Here is a 21,051-nt window from a genome sequence, read left to right as displayed (position 1 = left end):
TGGATTGGCTGTTGCAGCAAGGAGTCGGAGCCATCGTAATGGAAGACCTCTCTTTCTCGCAGCAGTATGATACAAACAAACGCCAAAACCGGATGACGTGCCAATTCGCGTTTCGAAAGTTGTCAAACGCCATCTTGACAGGGGCGTTACGAAATGCGTTCACAATCAAAAAGGTGAATCCTGCGTACACATCTGTCATCGGCCGTTTGAAGTACAGCCGGAAGTATGGAATCTCGGTTCATGAAGCGGCTAGCTTTGTGATTGGAAGACGTGGACTCGGGTTTCGGGAAACATTGCCTAAGGATGTGCTGACTCTTCTCCGGACTTCGGTAAAACAGCACCTCATTTGTGCTCTCGCATCGATGGAAGAAAGCGAGAAAGCAAGTGAGTCTGGCAAAGCAAAGCGAAAGCGTTTGGGCATGTATCTGAAGAAAATCGAACAGTTTCAAACGGAACCGGAATGGTCGCTTTGGAACATCCTGAAGCAGACCGTTCGACTTCTACAAGGGCAATACGTGTTACAAACATTGTAAACCTTTTTTCTGGGCTGCTGATCGATGATAGAAGAAATGGCAGTTCGGAACCGCCAGACCTAACAGGTCGCCACAGACTGTCTTATGCAGCAGGCATATGACGAAGGCAATCCCTTCTCTGATGGAGTGACGTGAGAGTCGTCATGGAAGCGGAGGTTTCACCTGGTTTCTCTGCGATTTGGTATGGTTTGATACGATTTTATTAACCAGGTTCATTACAGGACAAAAGACTAAACTACAGGACTCGACGGCGGATTGGCAGCTCTGCTTACTCATTTCGGCGGAGAGATTTTACAAGAGGACAAGAGTATTCCAGAACAAGATATAAAGCCAACTCAAGAGACGTCTTTAGCGCAGCCAGTTGTTAATCAAAAAAGAATAAATCTTGAGAAAAAGCTAGAAAAGCAGGCGCCTGCTATATTAAACCTTTCTAAAAAGGCCAAAATTATGTAATGTTTATAACGGATGGTGCTACGTTTGATCAGGATGTTTCTAAACAACAAATACGAGACTCTTCTTAGGAACAAATTTTCTGGAGCTTTATGGAAATTGGGAAATTTAACAAAGATCTCAGCAAAAAACGTGGTTTTATGAACCGTCTTTCATCTGCGTTCACTTCAGATTTTAGTTTTTTAGAGGAACTCAACAACATGGGCGGACGTCTTCTTGACAATGCTAGTTTCTTTAGTGTGAAGGATCCTGCTTCTATTCGTGAAGATGAGCCATATGCATGAAGTTGTCATCCCTAATCGTTGCCTCTGAACCCACCGCAAAAACCACTCATCCAATCCAGTTCATCTTCCCATGGTACCATCGTCAATACATCAATAGTGTACATGTTAAATATAGATTAATAGTATGTAAGATTTAGCAAGCCGTTCACCTCAAAAGTATAGAGTGCGATCTTACCATATAAACGTTCTCACCCGCGTTTTGAACAAGAAGTTGTACATATTGCAGCGATGGCTGAAGCTATGGGAATTCCAAATATTCGTATTGAAAAAATGGAAGATATCAACCTAGAGGTGCTAAGTCTTTTAAATAACCTCGACGGTCCTGCTGTATTAGAAGTATCATTAGTGGACAACAACGTTCCGCCTATGGGAGACCGAGTTAAATTTCTTTCATCGTTTGGAAAATAAGAGAAAAAGAAAAACACCTGTCGTCCTTTTGGATAGCAGGTGTTTTTCTTTTTTAGCTTGATGGGGATGGGACGCCCCCCTTTTAAATACAAATTGTATAGGGTCCTTTGTTTTTTACCGATTATCACCAATATTATTTAACAGATCCTTAAATTTAAAAAATCAACATCATAAGACGTATTTTGATCAAACTCTTTTATAAATCAACGTACGATTTCAAAAAACAGAAAAATATATCATTTAGATCGCAGGGTGAAGGTCCTAATTCAATTAAATTTGATTTAAATAAAAAAACACCTAGATTCATTCGCTAAAATCTAGGTGTTTTTTGTCCAGAAGCTAAAACCTATCACTATCTTATGGGAATATGAATGTTCCTGGAATATTTTTTGATATTCCATTGGTTATATCTAGTATTTTAACGTTAGTGTAGGTAACATCTGTAAGAATCAATGTCTGTCCAGAGGGGCAAGTAAAGCTTCCGGGACCGGGTGGAAACAGCGTAAGAGTTTGACTGATAGTTCCATTTTTACCAGAAGAGAATGTTCCCATAGCACTTACTGGTCCAGATACAGTCTCTTTGTTCGCGGCTTTAGGGTGCTTACCACCATTGTTAAAGCACTGGAATGTAGCGGTAGCATCAGCACTAGCTACATAGGTTATACTCACATTATTACCTAATCCTGACTCTTTGAATGTTACGTTAAGGTTGGGAGTGTTACCATCAAAACTAGCACTTGCCTTGATAAAATGAGGTTCTGCCATTAATATCACCTCCTTTTTTATAATAAAATAGCAATGCTTATCCATTACTATTCTATTATAAAAATATACGGATTATCTTCTAATAGAAACGGCATATATCCTATTAACAAACATATTTTATATAAAATCGGCCTTAAGTATCTCTGAGACCTTTCTGTCATGCGAAGACAGTTCTTTATATTTTTATTCATCAATAATTATTGATATAATAAATTTGTTCATATGATTAAAGACTTTAACCCCTTATCAAATAAGAGCTGCGTTTAAATGATAACGTGACTATAAGAATAAGGTGGGGGATAGGTGCTCTACCGTAGGCTGAAGCCGGTTGTTTCTCAAATAGCGGCCGAAAGCTTGCCCATTTGTCAGAGCATTATTTATATAGAAGGAGGGCAAACGTATGTCCAAAGGAAATTCCGTGAATAAAAGCCCGAAACGACTTAGTGATATCCCGCTGTCGGTTCTGGATCTTGCCCCAATCGTGGTCGGCGGTACGTCCGCTGATTCTTTCCGAAACACTCTCGATCTTGCCCAGCATGCCGAGAAGTGGGGATTCAATCGTTACTGGCTGGCTGAACACCACAATATGGCCGGTATCGCCAGCTCAGCTACATCGGTAGTAATTGGTTATGTGGCAGCCGGTACTTCGAAAATCCGTGTCGGTTCCGGCGGTATCATGCTGCCCAATCATGCTCCCCTGGTGATTGCTGAACAGTTCGGTACGCTGGAGTCCCTGTATCCCGGCCGCATTGATCTCGGCCTGGGCCGCGCGCCGGGTACCGACCAGCTTACCGCCCGCGCCCTGCGCCGCGAACTCAGAAGTAACGGTGAGGATTTCCCTGAGCAATTAAGTGAACTGCGATCCTATCTGAACCCGTCGCCGAGCAGCATGCATGTGCGGGCGATTCCCGGCGAGGGGCTGAACATCCCAATCTGGCTGTTGGGTTCGAGCGGTTTTAGTGCGCAGCTGGCCGGCCAACTCGGTTTGCCATTCGCATTTGCCAGCCATTTCTCTCCAGACAATACGTTGCCGGCTCTGCAGCTGTATCGCAGCAGCTTCATCCCTTCAAAAGTGCTTGAGGAGCCGTACGCAATGGTTGGTGTCAATGTCATTGCAGCCGATACTGACGAAAAAGCCCGCTGGCTGGCGACCTCGATGCAGCAGCAATTCCTGAACCTAGTACGCGGTCGTCCCGGTCCGCTGAACCCGCCGGTGGAAAATATGGATGATCTTTGGAACGATTACGAAAAGTCTGCCATCGAACAAAAGCTGGGCTCCTCGATTATTGGCAGCCCCGAGATCGTTAAGGAGAAACTGCAGGCCTTTCTGGATGTCACCCAGGCTGACGAGATTATGGTCAATGCCCAGATTTTTGACCATGAGGCACGTCTGCGCTCCTACGAAATTCTGACCCAGATTGTAAAGGAAGAACAAGCAGCTTCTAATAATTAAGTCGAGAAGTACTATATCAAAACATTTTGATTGACTTTATAAACTGTATAAATTAAGATTACAGTACTCTTCTTAAGGAGGAAGTTGATTAAGTGAATAGTGAATTTACCATAGCCGTGCACAGCTTAGTCTTTTTAGCCTATTTACCTGATCATATGGCTAGCAGTGAGTTGATCGCAAAAAATGTTTCTACAAACCCGGCAAGAATTCGCAAGATTATGAGCCGCTTGCGTAAAAATGGATTTGTAAAGACAAAAGAGGGAAACGGCGGAGGTTACATCCTGAATTGTAATCCTCAAGAGACAACTTTAGCTCAGATTTATCGCACGGTCTCATGCGGCATTAAACCAAACTGGTGTACAGGAGATCCGGAAGAAGCTTGTCTGATTTCATCCAATACTCAGGCGGTTATGGATCAGATTTTCAATGAGGCGGAAGATTATCTTGAAACATATCTAGAGAAGATTACGATTTATTCTGTTTTAGAAAAAATTAAGCAGTGTCGATGATATTGATTTAATTTTTTCTTTTTATCCATACTGTAATATTTTTAATTACAGATGAAAAGGTTTTGTTCTTTCAAGGAAACATGCGAAGAGTTCCTTTTTGTAAATAAACTGTAACAATTTTTGTAACATTTTAAAGGATGGTGAATATTAATGGCAATGACCGATAAATATCGATTGGAAATAGGAGATTGGGTCAAGGGCAAGTCGAAGGATGGAGAATTGATCTACGGTTATATTCAAACTGTAGATTCTTTACAAGGGATAGTAAGAGTAAACGTTGTGGAATGTGATAATGAACAAATTATTGGAAAAACGATTGGGATGCCAAACAAACGGGTTGAAAAATTATCCATTTCGACGACAAGCACCAAAGAACAAATTGTTCATTTAATTGACCTGGCGTTATTAACGAGAGATGAGCAGTGGTTTATGGATTTATCCGCGAAATTAAACGCTGTAAGACAACGTTCCAAGAAGGAAGCAATAGGAAGTATAGTATATCCAACCGCCAGAAATAGAATAGAGAAATCCGATACAAGAGGATAATATCTGGGAAACATAATACCGATACAACCTAATACATGCTAGCGGATGAAGAAGTTAAACTTAAAGCAGCAGTTTTAAAAATTTTTATGAAAAAACGACATATATACAGTGAATAAAAAAACCGTCTTTTTATATAGGAGGAATAGACAATGGCAATTTTACATGTAACTGACCAAACTTTTACAGATGAAATCAAGGAAGGGCTAGTGTTCGTTGATTTTTGGGCACCTTGGTGCGGACCTTGTAAAATGATTGCACCGGTACTGGAAGAAATCGATACGGAAATGGGCGATACAGTAAAAATCATCAAGCTTGATGTAGATGAAAATCCGGAAACAACAAGAAAATTTGGCGTCATGAGCATTCCGACACTCATTCTTTTCAAAGACGGAGAAGTAGTGGATCAAGTGATTGGCTATCAGCCAAAAGAGGCATTGGCAGAACTTATTTCCAAGCATGCGTAAGAGGTATTGCTTATTAAGAATCACTGAAGCAGGTTCACAGAAATAACTTGCTTTTAGTAAGTTATTTCTTTCCTATTTTATATAATTAAGACATGAAAAAGAACGGAGGAACAGGGATATGTTAAAATCTAAATATACACCATTATTCGAGTCGCTTACTCTATCTAACGGGATTCAGTTAGAAAATCGCATTGTGATGGCGCCTATGACAAATTTCTCATCAAATCCGGACGGTACTGTCTCAGATGATGAAGTAAAATACTATGTACGCCGCTCAAAAGGGGTTGGCATGGTTATAACAGCATGTACATATGTAACAGCTAACGGTAAAGGGTTTCATGGTGAATTTGCAGGAGATAGCGATGACATGATTCCGAGTTTACGAAGATTAGCAGCAGCGATTAAAGCGCAAGGCGCAAAAGCTGTATTGCAAATCTTCCATGGCGGTCGCATGTGTCCGCCAGAGTTAGTACCTAATGGTGATATTGTCAGTGCGAGTGCTGTTCCGGCAGAGCGAGAAGGCGGGGCATCAGTTCCCCGAGCTTTAAGTGATGCTGAAATCGAATCGATTGTGCGCGGCTTTGGTGAAACTACGCGCCGGGCCATCGAAGCTGGATTTGATGGTGTGGAGCTTCATGGCGCAAATGGATATCTTATTCAACAATTCTTTTCACCTCATTCAAACCGTCGTGACGATCGATGGGGCGGCAGTTTAGAGAAACGCTTAACCTTTCCGTTGTCGGTTGTAGATGAAGTAAAGAAAGTGGTCGCTAAGCATGCTAAGGAACCGTTCCTTGTAGGTTATAGATTTTCGCCAGAGGAACCTGAAACACCTGGAATCACCATGGCAGACACATTAGTATTAGTGGATGCTTTGGCAGATAAAAAGCTAGATTATCTCCATGTTTCAGTGATGGATTTCTGGTCCAGCCCTAGGGGTGTAGAAGATACACGTTCACGTATCGAAATCATTCAGGAACGAGTGGGCGATCAAGTTCCTGTCATCGGAGTAGGTTCCATTTATACAGCGGATGACGCTTTGAAAGCTTTACAAAGCGGAATCCCATTGATTGCCTTAGGACGTGAACTTATTATCGATCCTGATTGGGTAGAGAAAGTGGAGCAAGGGAGAGAATCTGAAATCGAAACAAGGTTAAATAAAAACGATCAAGAGCGTCTTGTCATTCCAGATCCACTGTGGCAAGCAATCATAAATAGGCCCGGATGGTTTCCCGGTGTTGAATAACTTCTACTATACGCTGAACGAATATAAAAAATCTTTGCTTTAGAATTCAAACTGTCTAAAACATCTTAAATAGGCTGAGTTTAGGCAAAAAGAATGGTAGTATCCCTCTTATGCAGACACATGTATGAAAGATATGCAGTCCACATAAGAGGGATATTTTATACATAAAACAACGTATACATACGTGTATTCATGGCGGAATAGTTCCTTAACAGGCCTTGCCGTCCGGAAGGTTTGGAGGAACTGGTTGGGGCCAAATTGGTTCACTTGTTTTCAGATATGAAGGTAGAAGATAGTTTCTGTGTTTGTCTTTGATAAAAACATAACATGAGAGAAGGAATGATGATCATGAAACCGATAGAGGTGAAACGGGAAATCCTCCGTTTTGAGAATGGTCACACCGGGCATATAGAGGATAGTATTGTAACGGAATTTCCAGTTACGGTAAAAATTAATAGCCAGGAATTTGTTACAATGGTTTGTACACCGGAGTATATGGAAGATATGGTGATAGGTTTTTTAGCATCCGAAGGCATTATCCGGAAATACGAGGATATTGAAGAAATATGGATACAGGAAAAAGAAGGATTTGTCCATGTAAAAACGACAAAAATCAATCCTTATTATCGCGATTTTCAAAGTAAACGGTATATTACTTCATGCTGCGGGATGAGCAGACAGGGATTTGTCTTCGTAAACGATGCGTTGACTGCGAAGAAGATGGATGATATTCGCGTAAAAATCTCCATTGAAGATTGTTTTCGTTTAATGAATGACATGCAACAATCTGCGGCTGTTTTTTATCATACAGGCGGTGTCCATAATGCGGCCTTATGTGATGTCAACGGAATTGTTTTAAGCCGGATGGACATAGGAAGGCATAATGCTTTGGACAAAATTTACGGATATTGTTTGAGAAATGACATTCCCATCGGTGATAAAATTATCGTTTTTAGTGGTCGTATATCCTCCGAAATTTTATTGAAAGTTGCAAAAATCGGCTGCGAAGTGATATTGTCAAAGTCTGCTCCGACCGAGCTGGCATTGCAGCTGGCGGAGCAATTGGGAATCACCGCAATAGGATTTATCCGTAATCAATCGCTAAATGTGTATACTCATCCGAAACGGATTGTAAATATTTAAATAGAAAAAAATGAAGATTTCGCAACTGAAGAAGATAGTGTAAAAAATGGGGATACAGTTACGTTCATTCCTCCTGTGAGCGGAGGGAAATAACGGGTGATTTTTTTTATAATTGTGTACCTTTAATTCAAACAGGTAAGACGAAAGGAGAAAGAGTATGAAAAACTTATTTACCCCGTTTTCCTATAAAGGATTAGAATTGAAAAACAGAATTGTTATGCCTCCTATGTGCCAATATTCTGTAACAGCTAAAGATGGAAAACCAAATGATTGGCATCTTTTTCATTATACAAGCCGGGCTATTGGCGGAGCGGGATTCATAATTATGGAAATGACAGATATAGATCCAGACGGCAGAATTACAGACTTTGACCTTGGGATATGGTCTGATGAACACATACCGGCGTTTCAAAGAATTGTGGATTCCGTTCATTCCTATGGAGCTAAAATTGGAATTCAAATAGGACATGCAGGTAGGAAGGCAGAAGATGCAAATCCTCCTGTTGCACCGTCTGCTATCCGATTCAATGAAAAGTATCGTATACCGCGGGAGCTTACAACTGATGAGGTCAAACAGATGGTAGAAAAGTTTCAAAAAGGTGTTCGCCGGGCGGTTCAGGCTGGTGTTGACACTGTGGAAATTCACGGTGCGCATGGATATCTTATCCATCAATTTCACTCTCCTTTAACGAACCACCGAGAAGATGTATATGGACAGGATCTTTCTAGATTTGGTGTGGAAGTAATTCAGGCTGCTAAAGCAGAATTACCAGCCGGAATGCCTATGATTATGAGAATTTCTGCAGTAGAGTATGTGGATGACGGATATGGACTGGATTATATTACGCAAGTATGTAAGGAATATCAGAAAGCCGGGGTAGATATCTTCCATATTACTTCCGGCGGTGAGGGGCCGATTGGATCTGGGGGCAGACCTGGTATTCACCCAGGGTATCAAGTTCCGTTTGCGAGACACATCAAACAGGAACTCGCGTGCCCAGTAATCGCAGTAGGAAACTTGGATCATCCTCTTTTGGCAGAATCGGTACTTGGAAATAAGGATGCTGACCTTGTTGCTGTGGGACGGGGAATGCTTCGCGATCCGTATTGGGCATTGCATGCAGCAGAAACATTGAAGGTAAAGCCGGAAGTACCGAGCCAGTATTTACGTGCATTTTAAAAGTGTTTTACAACAAATAAGAGGCTGCTTTTTTTACGTTCATAGATCATTTAAAGAACATGTTCCTTATTGCCTTCTAGCAACTTCTGTGTGGTCATATAAGGGTAAAAGTTGACCGGATAACTCATGTTATGTAAACGAAAAGTCCCTTCAGAATTGAAGGGACTTTTTATAGGCGATACATGGACTGCCGATAACTCGTGTTATGCGGTTCTGGCACAAAAATTCCGATTAATCTCTAAGTCTTGGACATACTGATACTATCAATCTAAAAGGATGTGTATCCGTATGAAAAAGCCAACAGAATTCAAATGGAAACATTACGAACCCGAAATTATTTTACAGATTGTACAGGGCGGTGGTTATCCGGGAAAATTTTACGGAATGTATCGATTTGCTCTTTAGACATTTCAATTGGCTGCTCCAATACAATCCATTTAACCCCTTCTGAACATGGCGGAGTGGTTAAAGAACCATTATATCGAAATGATTGTTGATTTTTTGGCAGTATACTCATTAAGTCGATCGGCTCTTTTAATTTAACATCTTCTGTTGTTTCTTTTTTAGGCAGAGCTGCCCATGCCTTTTCTAATGAAAGATTTGACGCCCCCTCCTTGATCATTAAGCCCAAAACTGCTAATTGACCACTTGCATCTTTATGTACGAGGTGCAATTCCATATCAAAATTTTGACCATTAAATTGATGTTCGCTTGGTGTATGGAAGTGAAATTGTGCTAACTTATACTCTTTGCCGTCTACGACAATGGAGTTGTCTGTTGTTTTAGGATTCGCTTGAACTGTATGTCCATTGTTAACTAAAGAAAACTCAGTCGGTATGTAGTGAATTTCTAGTTTCTCAAGTTTTTCATCTGCTTTTGCTTGTGAAATCTCGATGTTAATAGGGGACTGTTCCTTCCCGTTCACACATGCAGAGTTTGCAGGATCTAAATCGCCCCAGTGTGCTGGTCCAGTGTCTCCTTCGTAAGACCAATGAGCTTTATGTGTCTCTGTTGATTTGTTCTCCTTCTGAACCTTTTCTTCCTTTGGTGCTACGGTTGCACTAGAAGAACAAGCAACTAATAATAGAGAAAGAGAAATTGATAAAACTGAATACGCTAATTTGTTCTTTGCCATTTTTGAACCCCTTTGTTTAGTTTTTGTATAATTGTGTTTATACTAACTATTTAAAGTTAATGGAATTTTCTCGGTTTTTCAACCCACATTTTGGGATTTTTATTTTTGTTCTTTATGCTCTTTATGTTTCTTGTATCCTAACTGAAAGCGCCGTTCGCAAAAGTACAGCTTTTCAAACGAACCTTCGATAATAATCTGCTATTCTAAATTTCGTTTAATATTATAAAATTTTATTATAGTAATTATATATGAATGAATTATAATTTCGACATGTCCATGTGCAGCGAAAAGGGTTTGACCGCTTCTACGCTTAGTCGGATGATCTCTCCCACCGAAAAGAAACGTTTTTTTGTCGATTTTTTTAGTTGTATTTATATAGTTGTAGAAAAGGCTTGAAAAATATTAGTTAAGCTAGTATATTAGCTATAATCATACTATTTGAAAATTAAATGTATTTTTTATATTGTTAAAAGCAAGTTAAGGTGCCAGAAGGCTTAAAAGGGAATCTGGTGAAAACCCAGAACTGTCCCCGCAACTGTAAGTGCGAACGAAATGAGCAAACCACTGTTTAAGAAGGCTTTTATGTACAAAAGTAATTTATACGGGAAGGGCTCAAGGTAGGAAGATGCACAAGTCAGGAGACCTGTCTTAACTTATGAAGTTTCGATTTCTTCGGGGATTGAGAAGGTGAAACGCAGGTAATAAAAGGTAGAGGGAATTCTTTGTCTTTTTCTGCTTCCGTTTCATCCGCTCAATTCCTGTTGAGCGGATTTTTTATTTTCATAACATATAGTGCAAAAGCTTTCGAGCAGTAGAAAATAGATGTCTTATAGATAGTAATGATTAGAGTACATAACATGTTGAAGAGAATATAATGCTGGTTATAAAAATTAAATATAGTTTGGGAAAGGTGCGCAATTGGATAGCAAGAAGATTGCGTTTAAAAGGGAAGAACGGTAAAAATCCGTCACGGTACCCGCCACTGTATTGGGGAGCTTCATTGCAAATGTCACTGAACGTATTTGGGAAGACGCAATGTAACGATGAACCTAAGTCAGGAGACCTGCCTTATCTTAGACACTTCAGTAAAACCTACGGGCCTATAGGTGGAAGTGCTGATTGAATACAAAACTTTATAGTTTTGTATTTACTCTGCACCCCTATTTAGTAGGGGTGCTTTTTTTGGGCATAAAAAGATAGGGAGAGTGTTATATGACTACTTGGAATTTAAAAGGTACGAAACATCACGTTTTAATTTGTAACGGCAGCAGCTGCATGCGAAAGGGAGGAGAGGAGGCAACACAGGCGATTCGCAATGAAATTGCTAATTTAGATTTAGACACAGTGATACATACGACGAGAACCCGCTGCAATGGAAGATGCAAGGATGCTCCTGTTGTTATTGTTTACCCGGAAGGAACTTGGTACAAGGAAGTAACACCGGAAGTAGGCAGCAAAATCGTACAGCAGCATTTAGCAGGCGGGCGTGCTTTAGAAGATTACGTCATTTATGAATATGATCAAGACGGCTTTATTGCGCCGGAAAAAACAGAATGTACAGTCGGTGTATCTAAACCGCTGAAAAGGAGTATTTAATTTGGAATTGATTACGTTTGTTTTGTTGGCGATTTTAATAGGAATGAGACATGGAATGGCTAGTGACCATGTGGCGGCAATTGCTGATATAGCAGGCAGTGAAGAACGAAAAAGAAATCCGGTTTCTTTTGGAGTTATGTACGCTTTTGAACTTAGAAGAAAACTTTATTTTGTACTAGGTTCGATAACCGGGATGTATAGTTTAGGATTAGATGTTTCAATGCAAGCTGAATTTGGGAAAGGTGGTGCGTGATATGAAAGGAAAGCTGCTTATTATTGGTTTTGGCCCGGGGAGCTTTGAACATATTACAGAGCGGGCACGAGAAGCTATCCAAGAAAGCGACATGATCATAGGGTATAAAACGTATGTCGAATTAATTGAAGGATTATTAACAGGGCAAGAGATTATTAGCACGGGTATGACGGAAGAAGTAAGCCGTGCACAAGAAGCAGTGAAGCAAGCGGAACGCGGCAAGAAGGTTGCGGTGATTTCCAGCGGTGATGCTGGTGTTTACGGTATGGCTGGTCTCGTTTATGAAGTATTGATTGAAAAGGGCTGGAGAAAAGAAACAGGGGTGGAAGTAGAAGTAATTCCGGGAATTTCCGCTATTAACTCCTGTGCTTCCTTATTAGGAGCTCCTGTTATGCATGATGCGTGTACGATTAGTTTAAGTGACCATTTAACGCCGTGGAGCTTAATCGAGAAGCGGATTGAAGCAGCTGCTCAGGCTGATTTTGTAATTGCGTTTTACAATCCGAAAAGCGGGAGAAGAACACGGCAAATTGCAGAAGCGCAAAGAATTCTATTACAATATCGTTCTCCTGACACGCCGGTAGGACTCGTAAAAAGTGCATACCGTGACCGCCAGAGCGTTGTGATGACGAACTTAAAAGAGATGCTCGAGCATGAAATCGGCATGCTGACGACGGTTGTGATCGGGAATTCCTCCACATTTTTCTACGATGATTTAATGATTACGCCGCGCGGATATCAACGGAAATATACGTTGAATCAAACTGAGCAACCGCTCAAGCCGCATCAGCGTTTGCGAAAAGAAGCTGAGCCATGGGCGCTTGAGCAGCTGGAAGAAGCAGTACCGGCAAAGAGTGAAGCGGCGGCTGCGGAAGCGAAAGCGAAAGCCTCCCGAATGGAAACGGCTGCCACAGCAACAAAGGCTTCATCAAGGGAAGTAGCGGAGCAAGCCTTGCAGGCGATTCTTGGTGAAAGTGTAGGAGTCTCTGAGAATTCCTTCATTCAGCAGCCGATGCAATCCATTTTTGAGCTTGCGGTAAGCCCCGGCGTTGCCAATAAAAAGTTCACGCCAAAGCAAATGATGACGCTTGCGGAGGTAGTGGGCGAAGACGGGAACATGGAATACACACGAGATCATCAGATCAAGCTGCAAGTTCCAACCGCAAATCCTGATGAAGTAATCGAAAAATTAAGAGCCGCGCAATTTTTGCTTTCTCCGATCGGGGACGTTTTAACGTTAAAAGCGTGCGATTTTTGCGATGGAGAGAAAAAGGATGCGATTCCTCATGCGGAAGAGCTGCAGGAGCGGCTTGGGGGAATTGAACTTCCAAAGGAATTGAAGATCGGCTTTAACGGCTGCGGCATGGCATGTTACGGTGCTGTGCAAGAAGATATCGGCATTGTGTACCGAAAAGGGGCGTTCGATTTATTTTTAGGGGCGAAAACAGTCGGCAGAAGTGCACATTCCGGTCAAATTGTCGCGGAAGGCATTGCGCCTGATCAAATTGTAAGCGTCGTTGAGGAGATCGTTCAAGAATATAAAGAGAAGGGCTATCCGAATGAACGCTTCTACAAATTCTTTAAGCGTGCAAAGCGCGTGCGAGGGTTTGAGTACCAGGACATCACGCCGAAACTAAAAATAGAGGAAGCTGCCTGCGGGGATTAAGCTTCATATAGTAGATTTGGAGAGTCTGAGCGGGTGCCCTTTCGTATATGAAAGCGGTCCGTAACTAAACATTGAGGGGGAAACAATTTGAAGGCAATTTTGTTTGTTGGGCATGGAAGCAGAGATCCTGAAGGAAATAGTCAAGTTCTTCAATTCATCGACAATATGAAAGATACATGGGACGAGTCATTACTCATAGAGACTTGCTTTTTAGAGTTTGAAAGACCAACAGTGAATCAAGGAATTGACGTATGTGTTGCGAAGGGAGCCGATGAAATTTTCGTCATTCCAATCATGCTTCTGCCAGCCGGCCATTCTAAAATTCATATTCCGGCAGCGATCGATGAGGCAAAGAAAAAATATCCGCATGTATCCATGACATATGGCAGACCGATCGGTGTTCATGAGGAAGCATTTGAAATCTTAAAAACGAGATTAGCAGAAACCGGGGAGGATTTGGACAACCCTGCTTCGGATACGGCTGTCCTGCTGTTGGGACGCGGCGGGAGTGACCCGGATGCAAACAGCGATTTGTATAAGATTGCGAGATTACTTTGGGAGAAAACGAAGTATAAGCTTGTAGAGCCTGCCTTTATGGGTGTGACAGATCCTCTTGTAGAGGAAGGAGTAGAGCGCTGCCTAAAGCTCGGAGCAAAAAAAGTCGTGATTTTGCCTTACTTTTTATTCACGGGCATTTTGATCAAACGTTTAGAGGAGATGATGGTGAAATTTGAACATCAATATCCTCATACAGAATTTAAGCTGGCAGGCTACTTTGGCTTCCATCCTAAATTACAAGTGATTTTGAAGGACCGTGCAGAAGAAGCGCTGCAAGATGAAGTGAAAATGAACTGTGATACGTGTGTGTATCGACTTGGCGCAATGGAGCATATTCATCATCACCACCATCACGACCATGATCATGGACATCATCACGATCATGACCATCACCACCACGATCATCACCACCACGATCATGACCATCACCATCATGACCATGATCACGAGCATCATCATAGTCATGAACATGCAGGACAGAAGGTAGGGGATTTGACATGATTCTAGCATTAGCCGGGACAAGCGATGCACGTGCACTGGCTCTAGAAATCAAGCAAGCTGGCTACAACATCCTTACAACGGTTGTTACCGAGAATGCGGCGAATGAAATGAAGCAGGCAGGGATTGATGTACAAGCAGGAAGGTTAACGGATGAGGAAATGGTGAGCTTGATTCAAGCAAGAGGAATCCAGGCTATTGTCGATGCGAGCCATCCGTTTGCAGAAGAAGCTTCCAAAAATGCGATCAGTGCCGCAAAGTTGGCAAACATTCCTTATATTCGTTACGAGCGCGAGTCGCAAACATTTCAATATGAGAAGATGACAGTCGTCGAAAGCTACGAGGAAGCGGCAGCAGCGGCAGCAACGAAAACAGGGGTTGTTATGCTGACGACAGGCAGTAAAACGCTGCAGGTTTTTACGGAGAAATTATTAGGGCTGCCCGACATACGGCTTATCGCACGTATGCTGCCGCGCGTTGACAATATGGAAAAGTGCGAGCTGCTAGGCTTTCCCCAAAAAAATATTGTCGCTATTCAAGGACCGTTTACAAGGGAATTTGATCAAGCTTTGTATAAGCAGTACGGCGTCACAGTGATGATTACAAAAGAAAGCGGGAAGGTCGGCTCTGTTGATGAAAAGGTTGAGGCGGCAAAAGACCTCGGGATTGAAATCATTATGATTGGCCGTCCGAAAATTGATTACGGAACTGTGTATTCTAATTTTTCCGATGTAATCCAAGCTTTACGTAAAGCAGTGCCAAGCCTATTAGATGAGTTGAAAAAAGAACATACATTTTAAATAAGGAGTGAGGTTCATGGATTTTCGTACTGAATTTAAACCGCTAACTGTTCAACCAGAGCAAATTGAAGGAATAAGCTTTGAAATGATTACTGAGGAAATTGGGGAGCATCCATTTACGGATGAGCAATACCCGATTGTACAGCGCGTGATTCACGCATCGGCTGATTTTGAATTAGGAAAAAGCATGCTATTCCATCCGGATGCGATCCAAGCCGGCATTCGCGCCATTCGCAGCGGAAAAAAGGTAGTGGCGGACGTACAGATGGTTCAGGTGGGAGCGAATAAATCGAGAATTGAAAAACATGGCGGCGAAATCAAAGTTTATATTTCTGATCCGGACGTGATGGTAGAAGCGAAACGCTTAAATACGACTCGAGCGATTATTTCGATGAGAAAAGCGATCAAAGAAGCGGACGGCGGCATTTTTGCGATCGGTAACGCGCCAACAGCATTGCTAGAACTTATCCGTCTTATTAAAGAAGGTGAAGCAAAACCAAGTCTTATCATCGGGTTGCCGGTCGGTTTCGTATCAGCGGCGGAATCCAAAGAGGAATTGGCGAAGCTTGATATCCCATTCATTACCAATGTCGGCAGGAAAGGCGGCAGTACAGTTACAGTTGCAGCGTTAAATGCAATTTCCATTCTTGCAGATCGGGTGTAAAACATGAAAGAAGTTCCAACAGAAAAGAAGCTGCGTGAAGGATATACAACGGGAGCTTGCGCGACGGCGGCGACAAAGGCGGCGCTGACCGCATTGATTACAGGCGAGGAACAAACAGAAGCGACGATTTACCTGCCGGTGAAGCGGTTTGCGACTTTTCATATGGAAAGCTGTGAGATTACGGACCAGACGGGAACGGCAAGTGTGATCAAAGACGCTGGAGACGACCCGGACGCGACGCACGGCGCATTGATTATCTCCGCTGTTTCCTGGTCCGACGAACACGGGATTATCCTGGACGGAGGAGTCGGCGTCGGCCGTGTGACTAAGGAAGGATTGCCGGTTCCTGTCGGGGAGGCGGCAATCAATCCGGTGCCCCGTAAAATGATACGTGAGACAGCCGCAGCGGTTTTACAGGAGCATGGGATCGAAAAAGGAATTAAAATTGTGATTTCCGTGCCGGCTGGCGAAGAGATGGCAAAAAAGACGTTAAATGCGCGATTGGGCATTCTTGGCGGTATTTCCATCTTAGGTACGCGCGGCATTGTCGTTCCCTTTTCAACAGCTGCTTATAAGGCCAGTATCGTACAGGCGATCAGCGTAGCGCGGGCAAGCCATTGCGAGCATGTTGTCATTACAACGGGCGGCCGCAGTGAAAAATACGCCATGAAGCAATACCCGGAATTGCCTGAGGAAGCGTTTGTTGAGATGGGGGATTTTGTCGGCTTTACCCTGAAGCAGTGCAAGCGCCAAGGTGTCAAGAAGGTTTCCATGGTGGGCATGATGGGGAAATTTTCAAAAGTTGCCCAAGGCGTGATGATGGTTCACTCCAAAAGCGCCCCGGTTGATTTTAATTTTTTGGCGAAAGCAGCTAGTGAAGCGGGCGCGCCTGCAGCGCTTGTGGAAGAAATCAAAAACGCCAATACCGCCTCGCAGGTCGGTGACATGATGACAGCGCACGGCTATCTGCAATTTTTTGAGCAGCTTTGTGCTTATTGCTGTTTCTCCGCTTTACAGGAAGTCGGCGGCGGCATAGAGGTTGACACCTCTTTATATACGATGAAGGGCGAATTGTTAGGAAAGGCGGTGCGAAATGATGACAGCTATTAAAATGATTGGAATCGGTGATGACGGCAAACAGAGCTTGCTTCCGATGTATGAAAAGTGGATTTATGAAAGCGAAATATTAATCGGAGGAAAGCGCCAGCTTGCCTTTTTTCCGGATTACAGAGGCGAACAAATCGCAATTGAAGGCGGACTCTCTTCACTCGTGGAACGGTTGCAGGCTGAGACAAAAAACGTCGTTATTTTAGCATCGGGAGATCCGTTGTTTTACGGCATCGGCAGCTATTTATCAAGCAAAATACATATTGAAATCTATCCGTATTTAAGCTCCATTCAGCTTGCGTTCGCCAAAATGGGGGAACGCTGGCAGGACGCTTATCTTACAAGCGTTCATGGCAGAAGCATGAAAGGACTGGCGCAGCGCATCGACGGGAAAGAGAAGGTCGCGCTGCTGACAGATATCGAAAATTCGCCGAATAAAATTGCTCAGTATTTGCTGTCATTCGGGATGACTGAATATCGGGCGTTCGTTGGGGAAAATTTGGGCGGTGAAAATGAAAGATGCCGCTGGTTTAACTTAGAAGATATGATCGATGCTGAATTCTCGGCGCTGAATGTCGTAATTCTGAAGAAAACAGCCGAAAATCCGTCATGGTCCATTGGGATTGATGATGAGGAATTCATTCAGCGCAAACCGGATAAAGGATTAATTACAAAAAAGGAAATTCGAACGTTAAGCATAAGTGCACTGCGTTTAAAGAAAGACAGCGTAGTATGGGATATCGGCACGTGTACAGGTTCTGTCGCGATTGAAGCAGCAAAGATTGCCCGTGAAGGTAAAGTGTTTGCGATTGAAAAGAATGAGGGAGACCTTGAAAACTGTAAACAAAATCTAGCAAAGTTCCGTGTTGATGCGACGGTAGTTCACGGAAAAGCACCGGAAGGATTAGATTCGTTCCCAGATCCGGATGCTGTGTTCATCGGAGGCACGGCAGGAGGAATGGGAGACATTTTAGATATTTGTTGCAGTCGCCTGAAAGATAAGGGACGAATTGTTTTAAATGCAGTAACAATTGAAAATCTAGCAGAGGCAATGGCGGCATTTAAAGAGCGAGGATTTAAAACGGAGATCACGCTTGCCCAAATTTCAAGAAGCAAGCCGATTTTGAATTTAACACGCTTTGACGCGTTAAATCCAATTTACATCATTGCTGCAGAGCGCCAGGAAGGAGAATAAGCATGCTTGGTACATTATACGGTTTAGGGGTTGGCCCCGGAGATCCGGAGCTGATAACAGTAAAGGCATTTCGAAAGTTAAAGGAGTCGCCGGTTATTGCTTATCCGAAGAAACAAAAAGGAAGTAAAAGCTATGCGCAAAGAATTATCGATGTATACTTCCAGCCGAATGAAAAGGAAATGCTCGGTCTCGTGTTTCCGATGACAAAAGACGCGGCAACATTGGAAAGAAGATGGAGCGAAACGGTTGAAAGCGTATGGGAGAAGCTGCAAGAAGGCAAGGATGTTGCGTTCGTGACGGAAGGAGATCCTCTTCTGTACAGTACGTTCATTCATATGATGCGCCTGATGCAGGAGCGTCATCCGGAAGTGCCGATTGAAGTTGTGCCCGGCATTTCATCTATGAACGGAGCTGCTGCAAGGCTTGGCATTCCTTTAGCGGATGGTGACGAGCATGTGGCGATTGTTCCGGCGCGCGATGACTATGAAACAATGAAACAGGTTATTGAAGATCATGATTGCGTTATTTTTATAAAGGTAGCAAAGGTTATCGATTTGATGCTTGAAGTGTTGCGCGAATTGGATTTGCTGCATAAGGCGTCAGTCGTAACGAAGGTTACCTCGGATGAGGAGATTATTTGGAAGGCCGACGAGCTTGAAGGAGCTGAGCTCGAATACTTAACATTAATGGTGGTGAGAAAATGAAGTTATATATAGTTGGAGCAGGCCCTGGAGACCCGGATTTGATTACAGTTAAAGGCTTAAAGCATCTTCAGGAAGCGGATGTTGTTCTTTATGCCGATTCCCTTGTGAATGAAGAATTAATCGCAAAAGCAAAGCCGACAGCGGAAGTGCTGAAAACGGCAGGCATGCATTTAGACGAGATGGTTGACACCATGGTTGACCGAATCAAGCAAGGGAAGAAGGTTGTTCGCGTTCATACGGGAGATCCTGCCGTGTACGGTGCGATCATGGAGCAAATGGTTCTTTTGAAAAAGGAAGGAATTGGAGTGGAGATTGTTCCTGGCGTTAGCTCTGTGTTTGCGGCAGCAGCGGCGGCAGAAGCGGAGCTGACGATTCCTGATTTAACACAAACGGTTATTTTAACGAGAGCCGAAGGAAGAACGCCGGTACCTGAATTTGAAAAGCTGCGTGATTTAGCGAAGCACCATTGTACAATTGCGCTCTTTCTAAGTGCGACGCTAACGAAAAAAGTTGTAAAGGAATTAATAGATGCGGGCTGGAGTCAAGAGACGCCTGTTGCAGTCGTCTATAAAGCATCATGGCCGGATCAAAAAATTGTGCGGACGACGCTTGAGAATTTGGATGAAGATATGCGCAAAAACGGCATCCGCAAGCAGGCGATGATTTTGGCGGGATGGGCGCTTGATGCGAATATCCATGATAAAAACTACCGCTCCAAGCTTTACGATAAAACATTTACCCACGGATTCCGCCGGGGGGTGGAGTCGTGATTATAGCATTACAAGAAGAGCAAAAGCCTGTTATTAAGCAGCAGGGTGATTATGCGGTCGTTGCAATCACAAAGCATGGCGTGGAAGTCGCCAGAAAGCTGGGGCGTTCTTTTCAAAATGCTGATGTGTACTATATGAGTAAATTTGAAAAGGGCGATGAAGAAGCGCAGGACATTCAAATGTTCACAGGAAGTGTCCGCTTGCTGTTGCCGTCTCTTTTCGAGTCATACAAAGGGCTTATTATTATTATTTCACTTGGTGCAGTTGTCCGTATGATTGCACCTCTTTTAAAAGATAAAAAAACAGATCCTGCCGTGGTCGTAATCGATGACAAAGCAGAGCATGTTATCAGCGTATTGTCAGGACATATCGGCGGGGCTAATGAGCTGACAAAAGAAGTAGCGGCGGCGTTGCACGCGCGTCCAATTATTACGACTGCTTCGGATGTTCAGCAAACCATTCCTGTTGATCTGTTCGGGAAACGGTTCGGCTGGGTATGGGAGTCAGCAGAAAAGCTGACTCCTGTTAGCGCTGCGGTTGTGAATGAAGAAAAAATCGCTGTCGTGCAAGAGTCCGGGGAGAAGGAATGGTGGCACTATGAGCGCCCGCTTCCGGAAAATATTAATGCGTATTCATCTGTTGCAGAAGCGCTCGTGCAGGAGCCTGCCGCTGCGCTTGTTGTGACGCACAGGAATTTAACAGAACAGGAAAATCAGATTTTACATAACGGCGTTTTATATCGTCCTAAAGTGATTGTGCTTGGAATGGGCTGTAATCGGGGCACATCCGCTGCGGAAATTGAAGCGGTTATTAACGAAACGCTAGCGGAATTAAACTTTTCACGCAAAAGTGTAAAAGCGCTTTGTACGATTGATTTAAAAAAGGATGAAGTCGGATTAATTGAGGTCGTGAATAAAAACGGCTGGGAGTTTGTCTACTATCCTCCGAGTGAATTGAACGCGGTGCAAATGGAGCAGCCTTCAGAGACCGTTTTTAAATATACAGGCGCGTATGGGGTAAGCGAACCGGCAGCGCTGTTATACAGCGGTGCGGAAAAATTGGCGCTCGTCAAGAAAAAATCAGGAAATGTCACGATTTCAGTAGCTGTGATACCGTATTGATTT

25 protein-coding genes and 2 riboswitches are annotated in these 21,051 nt (G+C 43.1%); of the genes, 23 read left to right on the top strand and 2 right to left on the bottom strand.

The window, feature by feature from the left end; all coding sequences use genetic code 11:
- The 4 genes from H540_RS0127635 to H540_RS0127620 all read left to right on the top strand — a co-directional run.
- A partial coding sequence (locus H540_RS0127635) for an IS200/IS605 family accessory protein TnpB-related protein (protein WP_028403327.1) occupies positions 1-533 on the top strand: 533 nt, incomplete at its 5' end.
- Positions 534-788: 255 nt separating this feature from the next.
- On the top strand, positions 789-986 hold the full coding sequence (locus H540_RS0127630; RefSeq protein WP_028403326.1) for a hypothetical protein: 198 nt from the start codon (positions 789-791) through the stop codon (positions 984-986).
- 74 nt (positions 987-1,060) lie between these two features.
- Positions 1,061-1,267, top strand: coding sequence for a VWA domain-containing protein (locus H540_RS0127625; protein WP_425388193.1), 207 nt, complete (start codon positions 1,061-1,063; stop codon positions 1,265-1,267).
- 240 nt (positions 1,268-1,507) lie between these two features.
- Positions 1,508-1,675, top strand: a complete 168-nt coding sequence (locus H540_RS0127620) for a hypothetical protein (RefSeq protein ID WP_155891166.1) — start codon at positions 1,508-1,510, stop codon at positions 1,673-1,675.
- A gap of 357 nt (positions 1,676-2,032) precedes the next feature.
- On the opposite strand, the gene H540_RS0127615 is transcribed toward H540_RS0127620, so the two are convergent.
- Positions 2,033-2,440: a hypothetical protein gene (locus H540_RS0127615; protein WP_034672101.1), complete on the bottom strand. Its 408-nt coding sequence runs from the start codon at positions 2,438-2,440 to the stop codon at positions 2,033-2,035.
- Positions 2,441-2,840: 400 nt separating this feature from the next.
- Here H540_RS0127615 and H540_RS0127610 point away from each other — a divergent pair, with 400 nt between their 5' ends.
- From H540_RS0127610 to H540_RS0127580, 8 genes are all read left to right on the top strand, one after another.
- On the top strand, positions 2,841-3,893 hold the full coding sequence (locus H540_RS0127610) for an LLM class flavin-dependent oxidoreductase (protein WP_028403322.1): 1,053 nt from the start codon (positions 2,841-2,843) through the stop codon (positions 3,891-3,893).
- Positions 3,894-3,985: 92 nt separating this feature from the next.
- Positions 3,986-4,402, top strand: a complete 417-nt coding sequence (locus H540_RS0127605; RefSeq protein ID WP_028403321.1) for an RrF2 family transcriptional regulator — start codon at positions 3,986-3,988, stop codon at positions 4,400-4,402.
- Between the two features lie 150 nt (positions 4,403-4,552).
- Entirely contained in the window at positions 4,553-4,948 is a 396-nt protein-coding gene (locus tag H540_RS0127600) for an IDEAL domain-containing protein (RefSeq protein ID WP_034672097.1), read from the top strand.
- Between the two features lie 149 nt (positions 4,949-5,097).
- Entirely contained in the window at positions 5,098-5,412 is a 315-nt protein-coding gene (trxA, locus tag H540_RS0127595) for a thioredoxin (protein ID WP_028403319.1), read from the top strand.
- A gap of 118 nt (positions 5,413-5,530) precedes the next feature.
- Entirely contained in the window at positions 5,531-6,658 is a 1,128-nt protein-coding gene (locus H540_RS0127590; protein WP_028403318.1) for an NADH-dependent flavin oxidoreductase, read from the top strand.
- A 348-nt stretch (positions 6,659-7,006) separates the two neighbouring features.
- Positions 7,007-7,801 (top strand): formate dehydrogenase accessory sulfurtransferase FdhD, encoded by a 795-nt coding sequence (gene fdhD / locus H540_RS0127585; protein ID WP_028403317.1) that lies wholly within the window; start codon positions 7,007-7,009, stop codon positions 7,799-7,801.
- Positions 7,802-7,894, top strand: a complete 93-nt coding sequence (locus H540_RS32775; RefSeq protein ID WP_081415308.1) for a MoaD/ThiS family protein — start codon at positions 7,802-7,804, stop codon at positions 7,892-7,894. It begins immediately after the preceding gene.
- 64 nt (positions 7,895-7,958) lie between these two features.
- Positions 7,959-8,981, top strand: coding sequence for an NADH:flavin oxidoreductase/NADH oxidase (locus H540_RS0127580; RefSeq protein ID WP_028403316.1), 1,023 nt, complete (start codon positions 7,959-7,961; stop codon positions 8,979-8,981).
- A gap of 334 nt (positions 8,982-9,315) precedes the next feature.
- Here H540_RS0127580 and H540_RS0127575 read toward each other — a convergent pair whose 3' ends face one another.
- A complete protein-coding gene (locus H540_RS0127575; protein ID WP_028403315.1) occupies positions 9,316-10,116 on the bottom strand; it encodes a carbonic anhydrase in 801 nt (266 codons plus the stop codon).
- Positions 10,117-10,579: 463 nt separating this feature from the next.
- Positions 10,580-10,781, top strand: a riboswitch (cobalamin riboswitch).
- Between the two features lie 226 nt (positions 10,782-11,007).
- Positions 11,008-11,201: riboswitch (cobalamin riboswitch) on the top strand.
- 127 nt (positions 11,202-11,328) lie between these two features.
- Here H540_RS0127575 and H540_RS0127565 point away from each other — a divergent pair.
- The 11 genes from H540_RS0127565 to H540_RS0127515 all read left to right on the top strand — a co-directional run bounded on the left by H540_RS0127565 (position 11,329) and on the right by H540_RS0127515 (position 21,048).
- Positions 11,329-11,712 carry a (2Fe-2S) ferredoxin domain-containing protein gene (locus tag H540_RS0127565; RefSeq protein WP_028403313.1) on the top strand — a complete coding sequence of 128 codons (384 nt, stop codon included), beginning with the start codon at positions 11,329-11,331 and terminating at the stop codon, positions 11,710-11,712.
- A 1-nt stretch (position 11,713) separates the two neighbouring features.
- Positions 11,714-11,965, top strand: a complete 252-nt coding sequence (locus H540_RS0127560) for a hypothetical protein (RefSeq protein ID WP_028403312.1) — start codon at positions 11,714-11,716, stop codon at positions 11,963-11,965.
- Position 11,966: 1 nt separating this feature from the next.
- Positions 11,967-13,631, top strand: a complete 1,665-nt coding sequence (gene cobJ / locus H540_RS0127555; protein WP_028403311.1) for a precorrin-3B C(17)-methyltransferase — start codon at positions 11,967-11,969, stop codon at positions 13,629-13,631.
- Positions 13,632-13,718: 87 nt separating this feature from the next.
- Entirely contained in the window at positions 13,719-14,690 is a 972-nt protein-coding gene (locus tag H540_RS0127550) for a sirohydrochlorin chelatase (RefSeq protein WP_028403310.1), read from the top strand.
- Positions 14,687-15,487, top strand: a complete 801-nt coding sequence (gene cobK, locus H540_RS0127545; protein WP_028403309.1) for a precorrin-6A reductase — start codon at positions 14,687-14,689, stop codon at positions 15,485-15,487. Before H540_RS0127550 ends, cobK begins: the two co-directional genes overlap by 4 nt.
- 16 nt (positions 15,488-15,503) lie before the next feature.
- Positions 15,504-16,151, top strand: a complete 648-nt coding sequence (locus tag H540_RS0127540) for a precorrin-8X methylmutase (RefSeq protein ID WP_028403308.1) — start codon at positions 15,504-15,506, stop codon at positions 16,149-16,151.
- A 3-nt stretch (positions 16,152-16,154) separates the two neighbouring features.
- The gene (locus H540_RS0127535; RefSeq protein WP_028403307.1) at positions 16,155-17,261 is read left to right on the top strand and encodes a cobalt-precorrin-5B (C(1))-methyltransferase; all 1,107 of its coding nucleotides are present in this window, start codon (positions 16,155-16,157) and stop codon (positions 17,259-17,261) included.
- Positions 17,248-18,453, top strand: coding sequence for a bifunctional cobalt-precorrin-7 (C(5))-methyltransferase/cobalt-precorrin-6B (C(15))-methyltransferase (locus H540_RS0127530; protein ID WP_028403306.1), 1,206 nt, complete (start codon positions 17,248-17,250; stop codon positions 18,451-18,453). The genes H540_RS0127535 and H540_RS0127530 overlap by 14 nt, the downstream gene beginning before the upstream one ends.
- Before the next feature lie 2 nt (positions 18,454-18,455).
- Positions 18,456-19,157, top strand: coding sequence for a precorrin-2 C(20)-methyltransferase (gene cobI / locus H540_RS0127525; RefSeq protein ID WP_028403305.1), 702 nt, complete (start codon positions 18,456-18,458; stop codon positions 19,155-19,157).
- Positions 19,154-19,927: a precorrin-4 C(11)-methyltransferase gene (cobM, locus tag H540_RS0127520; RefSeq protein WP_028403304.1), complete on the top strand. Its 774-nt coding sequence runs from the start codon at positions 19,154-19,156 to the stop codon at positions 19,925-19,927. Before cobI ends, cobM begins: the two co-directional genes overlap by 4 nt.
- Positions 19,927-21,048, top strand: coding sequence for a cobalt-precorrin 5A hydrolase (locus tag H540_RS0127515; RefSeq protein WP_028403303.1), 1,122 nt, complete (start codon positions 19,927-19,929; stop codon positions 21,046-21,048). The genes cobM and H540_RS0127515 overlap by 1 nt, the downstream gene beginning before the upstream one ends.
- The last annotated feature ends 3 nt before the right edge of the window (positions 21,049-21,051 follow it).

Origin of the sequence: Ectobacillus panaciterrae DSM 19096, assembly GCF_000430785.1 — a bacterium.
GTDB lineage: Bacteria > Bacillota > Bacilli > Bacillales > Bacillaceae_G > Ectobacillus > Ectobacillus panaciterrae.
Note: the sequence above shows the minus strand (reverse complement) of the source record. Positions and strands in the feature narration are given on the sequence as shown.

Excerpts from the sequence above, each read along its gene's own strand:
- H540_RS0127620 (WP_155891166.1), top strand. The coding sequence starts at position 1,508 with ATGGGAATTCCAAATATTCGTATTGAAAAAATGGAAGATATCAACCTA.
- H540_RS0127615 (WP_034672101.1), bottom strand. The coding sequence starts at position 2,440 with ATGGCAGAACCTCATTTTATCAAGGCAAGTGCTAGTTTTGATGGTAAC.
- H540_RS0127610 (WP_028403322.1), top strand. The coding sequence starts at position 2,841 with ATGTCCAAAGGAAATTCCGTGAATAAAAGCCCGAAACGACTTAGTGAT.
- H540_RS0127600 (WP_034672097.1), top strand. The coding sequence starts at position 4,553 with ATGGCAATGACCGATAAATATCGATTGGAAATAGGAGATTGGGTCAAG.
- trxA (WP_028403319.1), top strand. The coding sequence starts at position 5,098 with ATGGCAATTTTACATGTAACTGACCAAACTTTTACAGATGAAATCAAG.
- H540_RS0127590 (WP_028403318.1), top strand. The coding sequence starts at position 5,531 with ATGTTAAAATCTAAATATACACCATTATTCGAGTCGCTTACTCTATCT.
- fdhD (WP_028403317.1), top strand. The coding sequence starts at position 7,007 with ATGAAACCGATAGAGGTGAAACGGGAAATCCTCCGTTTTGAGAATGGT.
- H540_RS0127580 (WP_028403316.1), top strand. The coding sequence starts at position 7,959 with ATGAAAAACTTATTTACCCCGTTTTCCTATAAAGGATTAGAATTGAAA.
- H540_RS0127575 (WP_028403315.1), bottom strand. The coding sequence starts at position 10,116 with ATGGCAAAGAACAAATTAGCGTATTCAGTTTTATCAATTTCTCTTTCT.
- H540_RS0127565 (WP_028403313.1), top strand. The coding sequence starts at position 11,329 with ATGACTACTTGGAATTTAAAAGGTACGAAACATCACGTTTTAATTTGT.
- cobJ (WP_028403311.1), top strand. The coding sequence starts at position 11,967 with ATGAAAGGAAAGCTGCTTATTATTGGTTTTGGCCCGGGGAGCTTTGAA.
- cobK (WP_028403309.1), top strand. The coding sequence starts at position 14,687 with ATGATTCTAGCATTAGCCGGGACAAGCGATGCACGTGCACTGGCTCTA.
- H540_RS0127540 (WP_028403308.1), top strand. The coding sequence starts at position 15,504 with ATGGATTTTCGTACTGAATTTAAACCGCTAACTGTTCAACCAGAGCAA.
- H540_RS0127535 (WP_028403307.1), top strand. The coding sequence starts at position 16,155 with ATGAAAGAAGTTCCAACAGAAAAGAAGCTGCGTGAAGGATATACAACG.
- H540_RS0127530 (WP_028403306.1), top strand. The coding sequence starts at position 17,248 with ATGACAGCTATTAAAATGATTGGAATCGGTGATGACGGCAAACAGAGC.
- cobI (WP_028403305.1), top strand. The coding sequence starts at position 18,456 with ATGCTTGGTACATTATACGGTTTAGGGGTTGGCCCCGGAGATCCGGAG.
- cobM (WP_028403304.1), top strand. The coding sequence starts at position 19,154 with ATGAAGTTATATATAGTTGGAGCAGGCCCTGGAGACCCGGATTTGATT.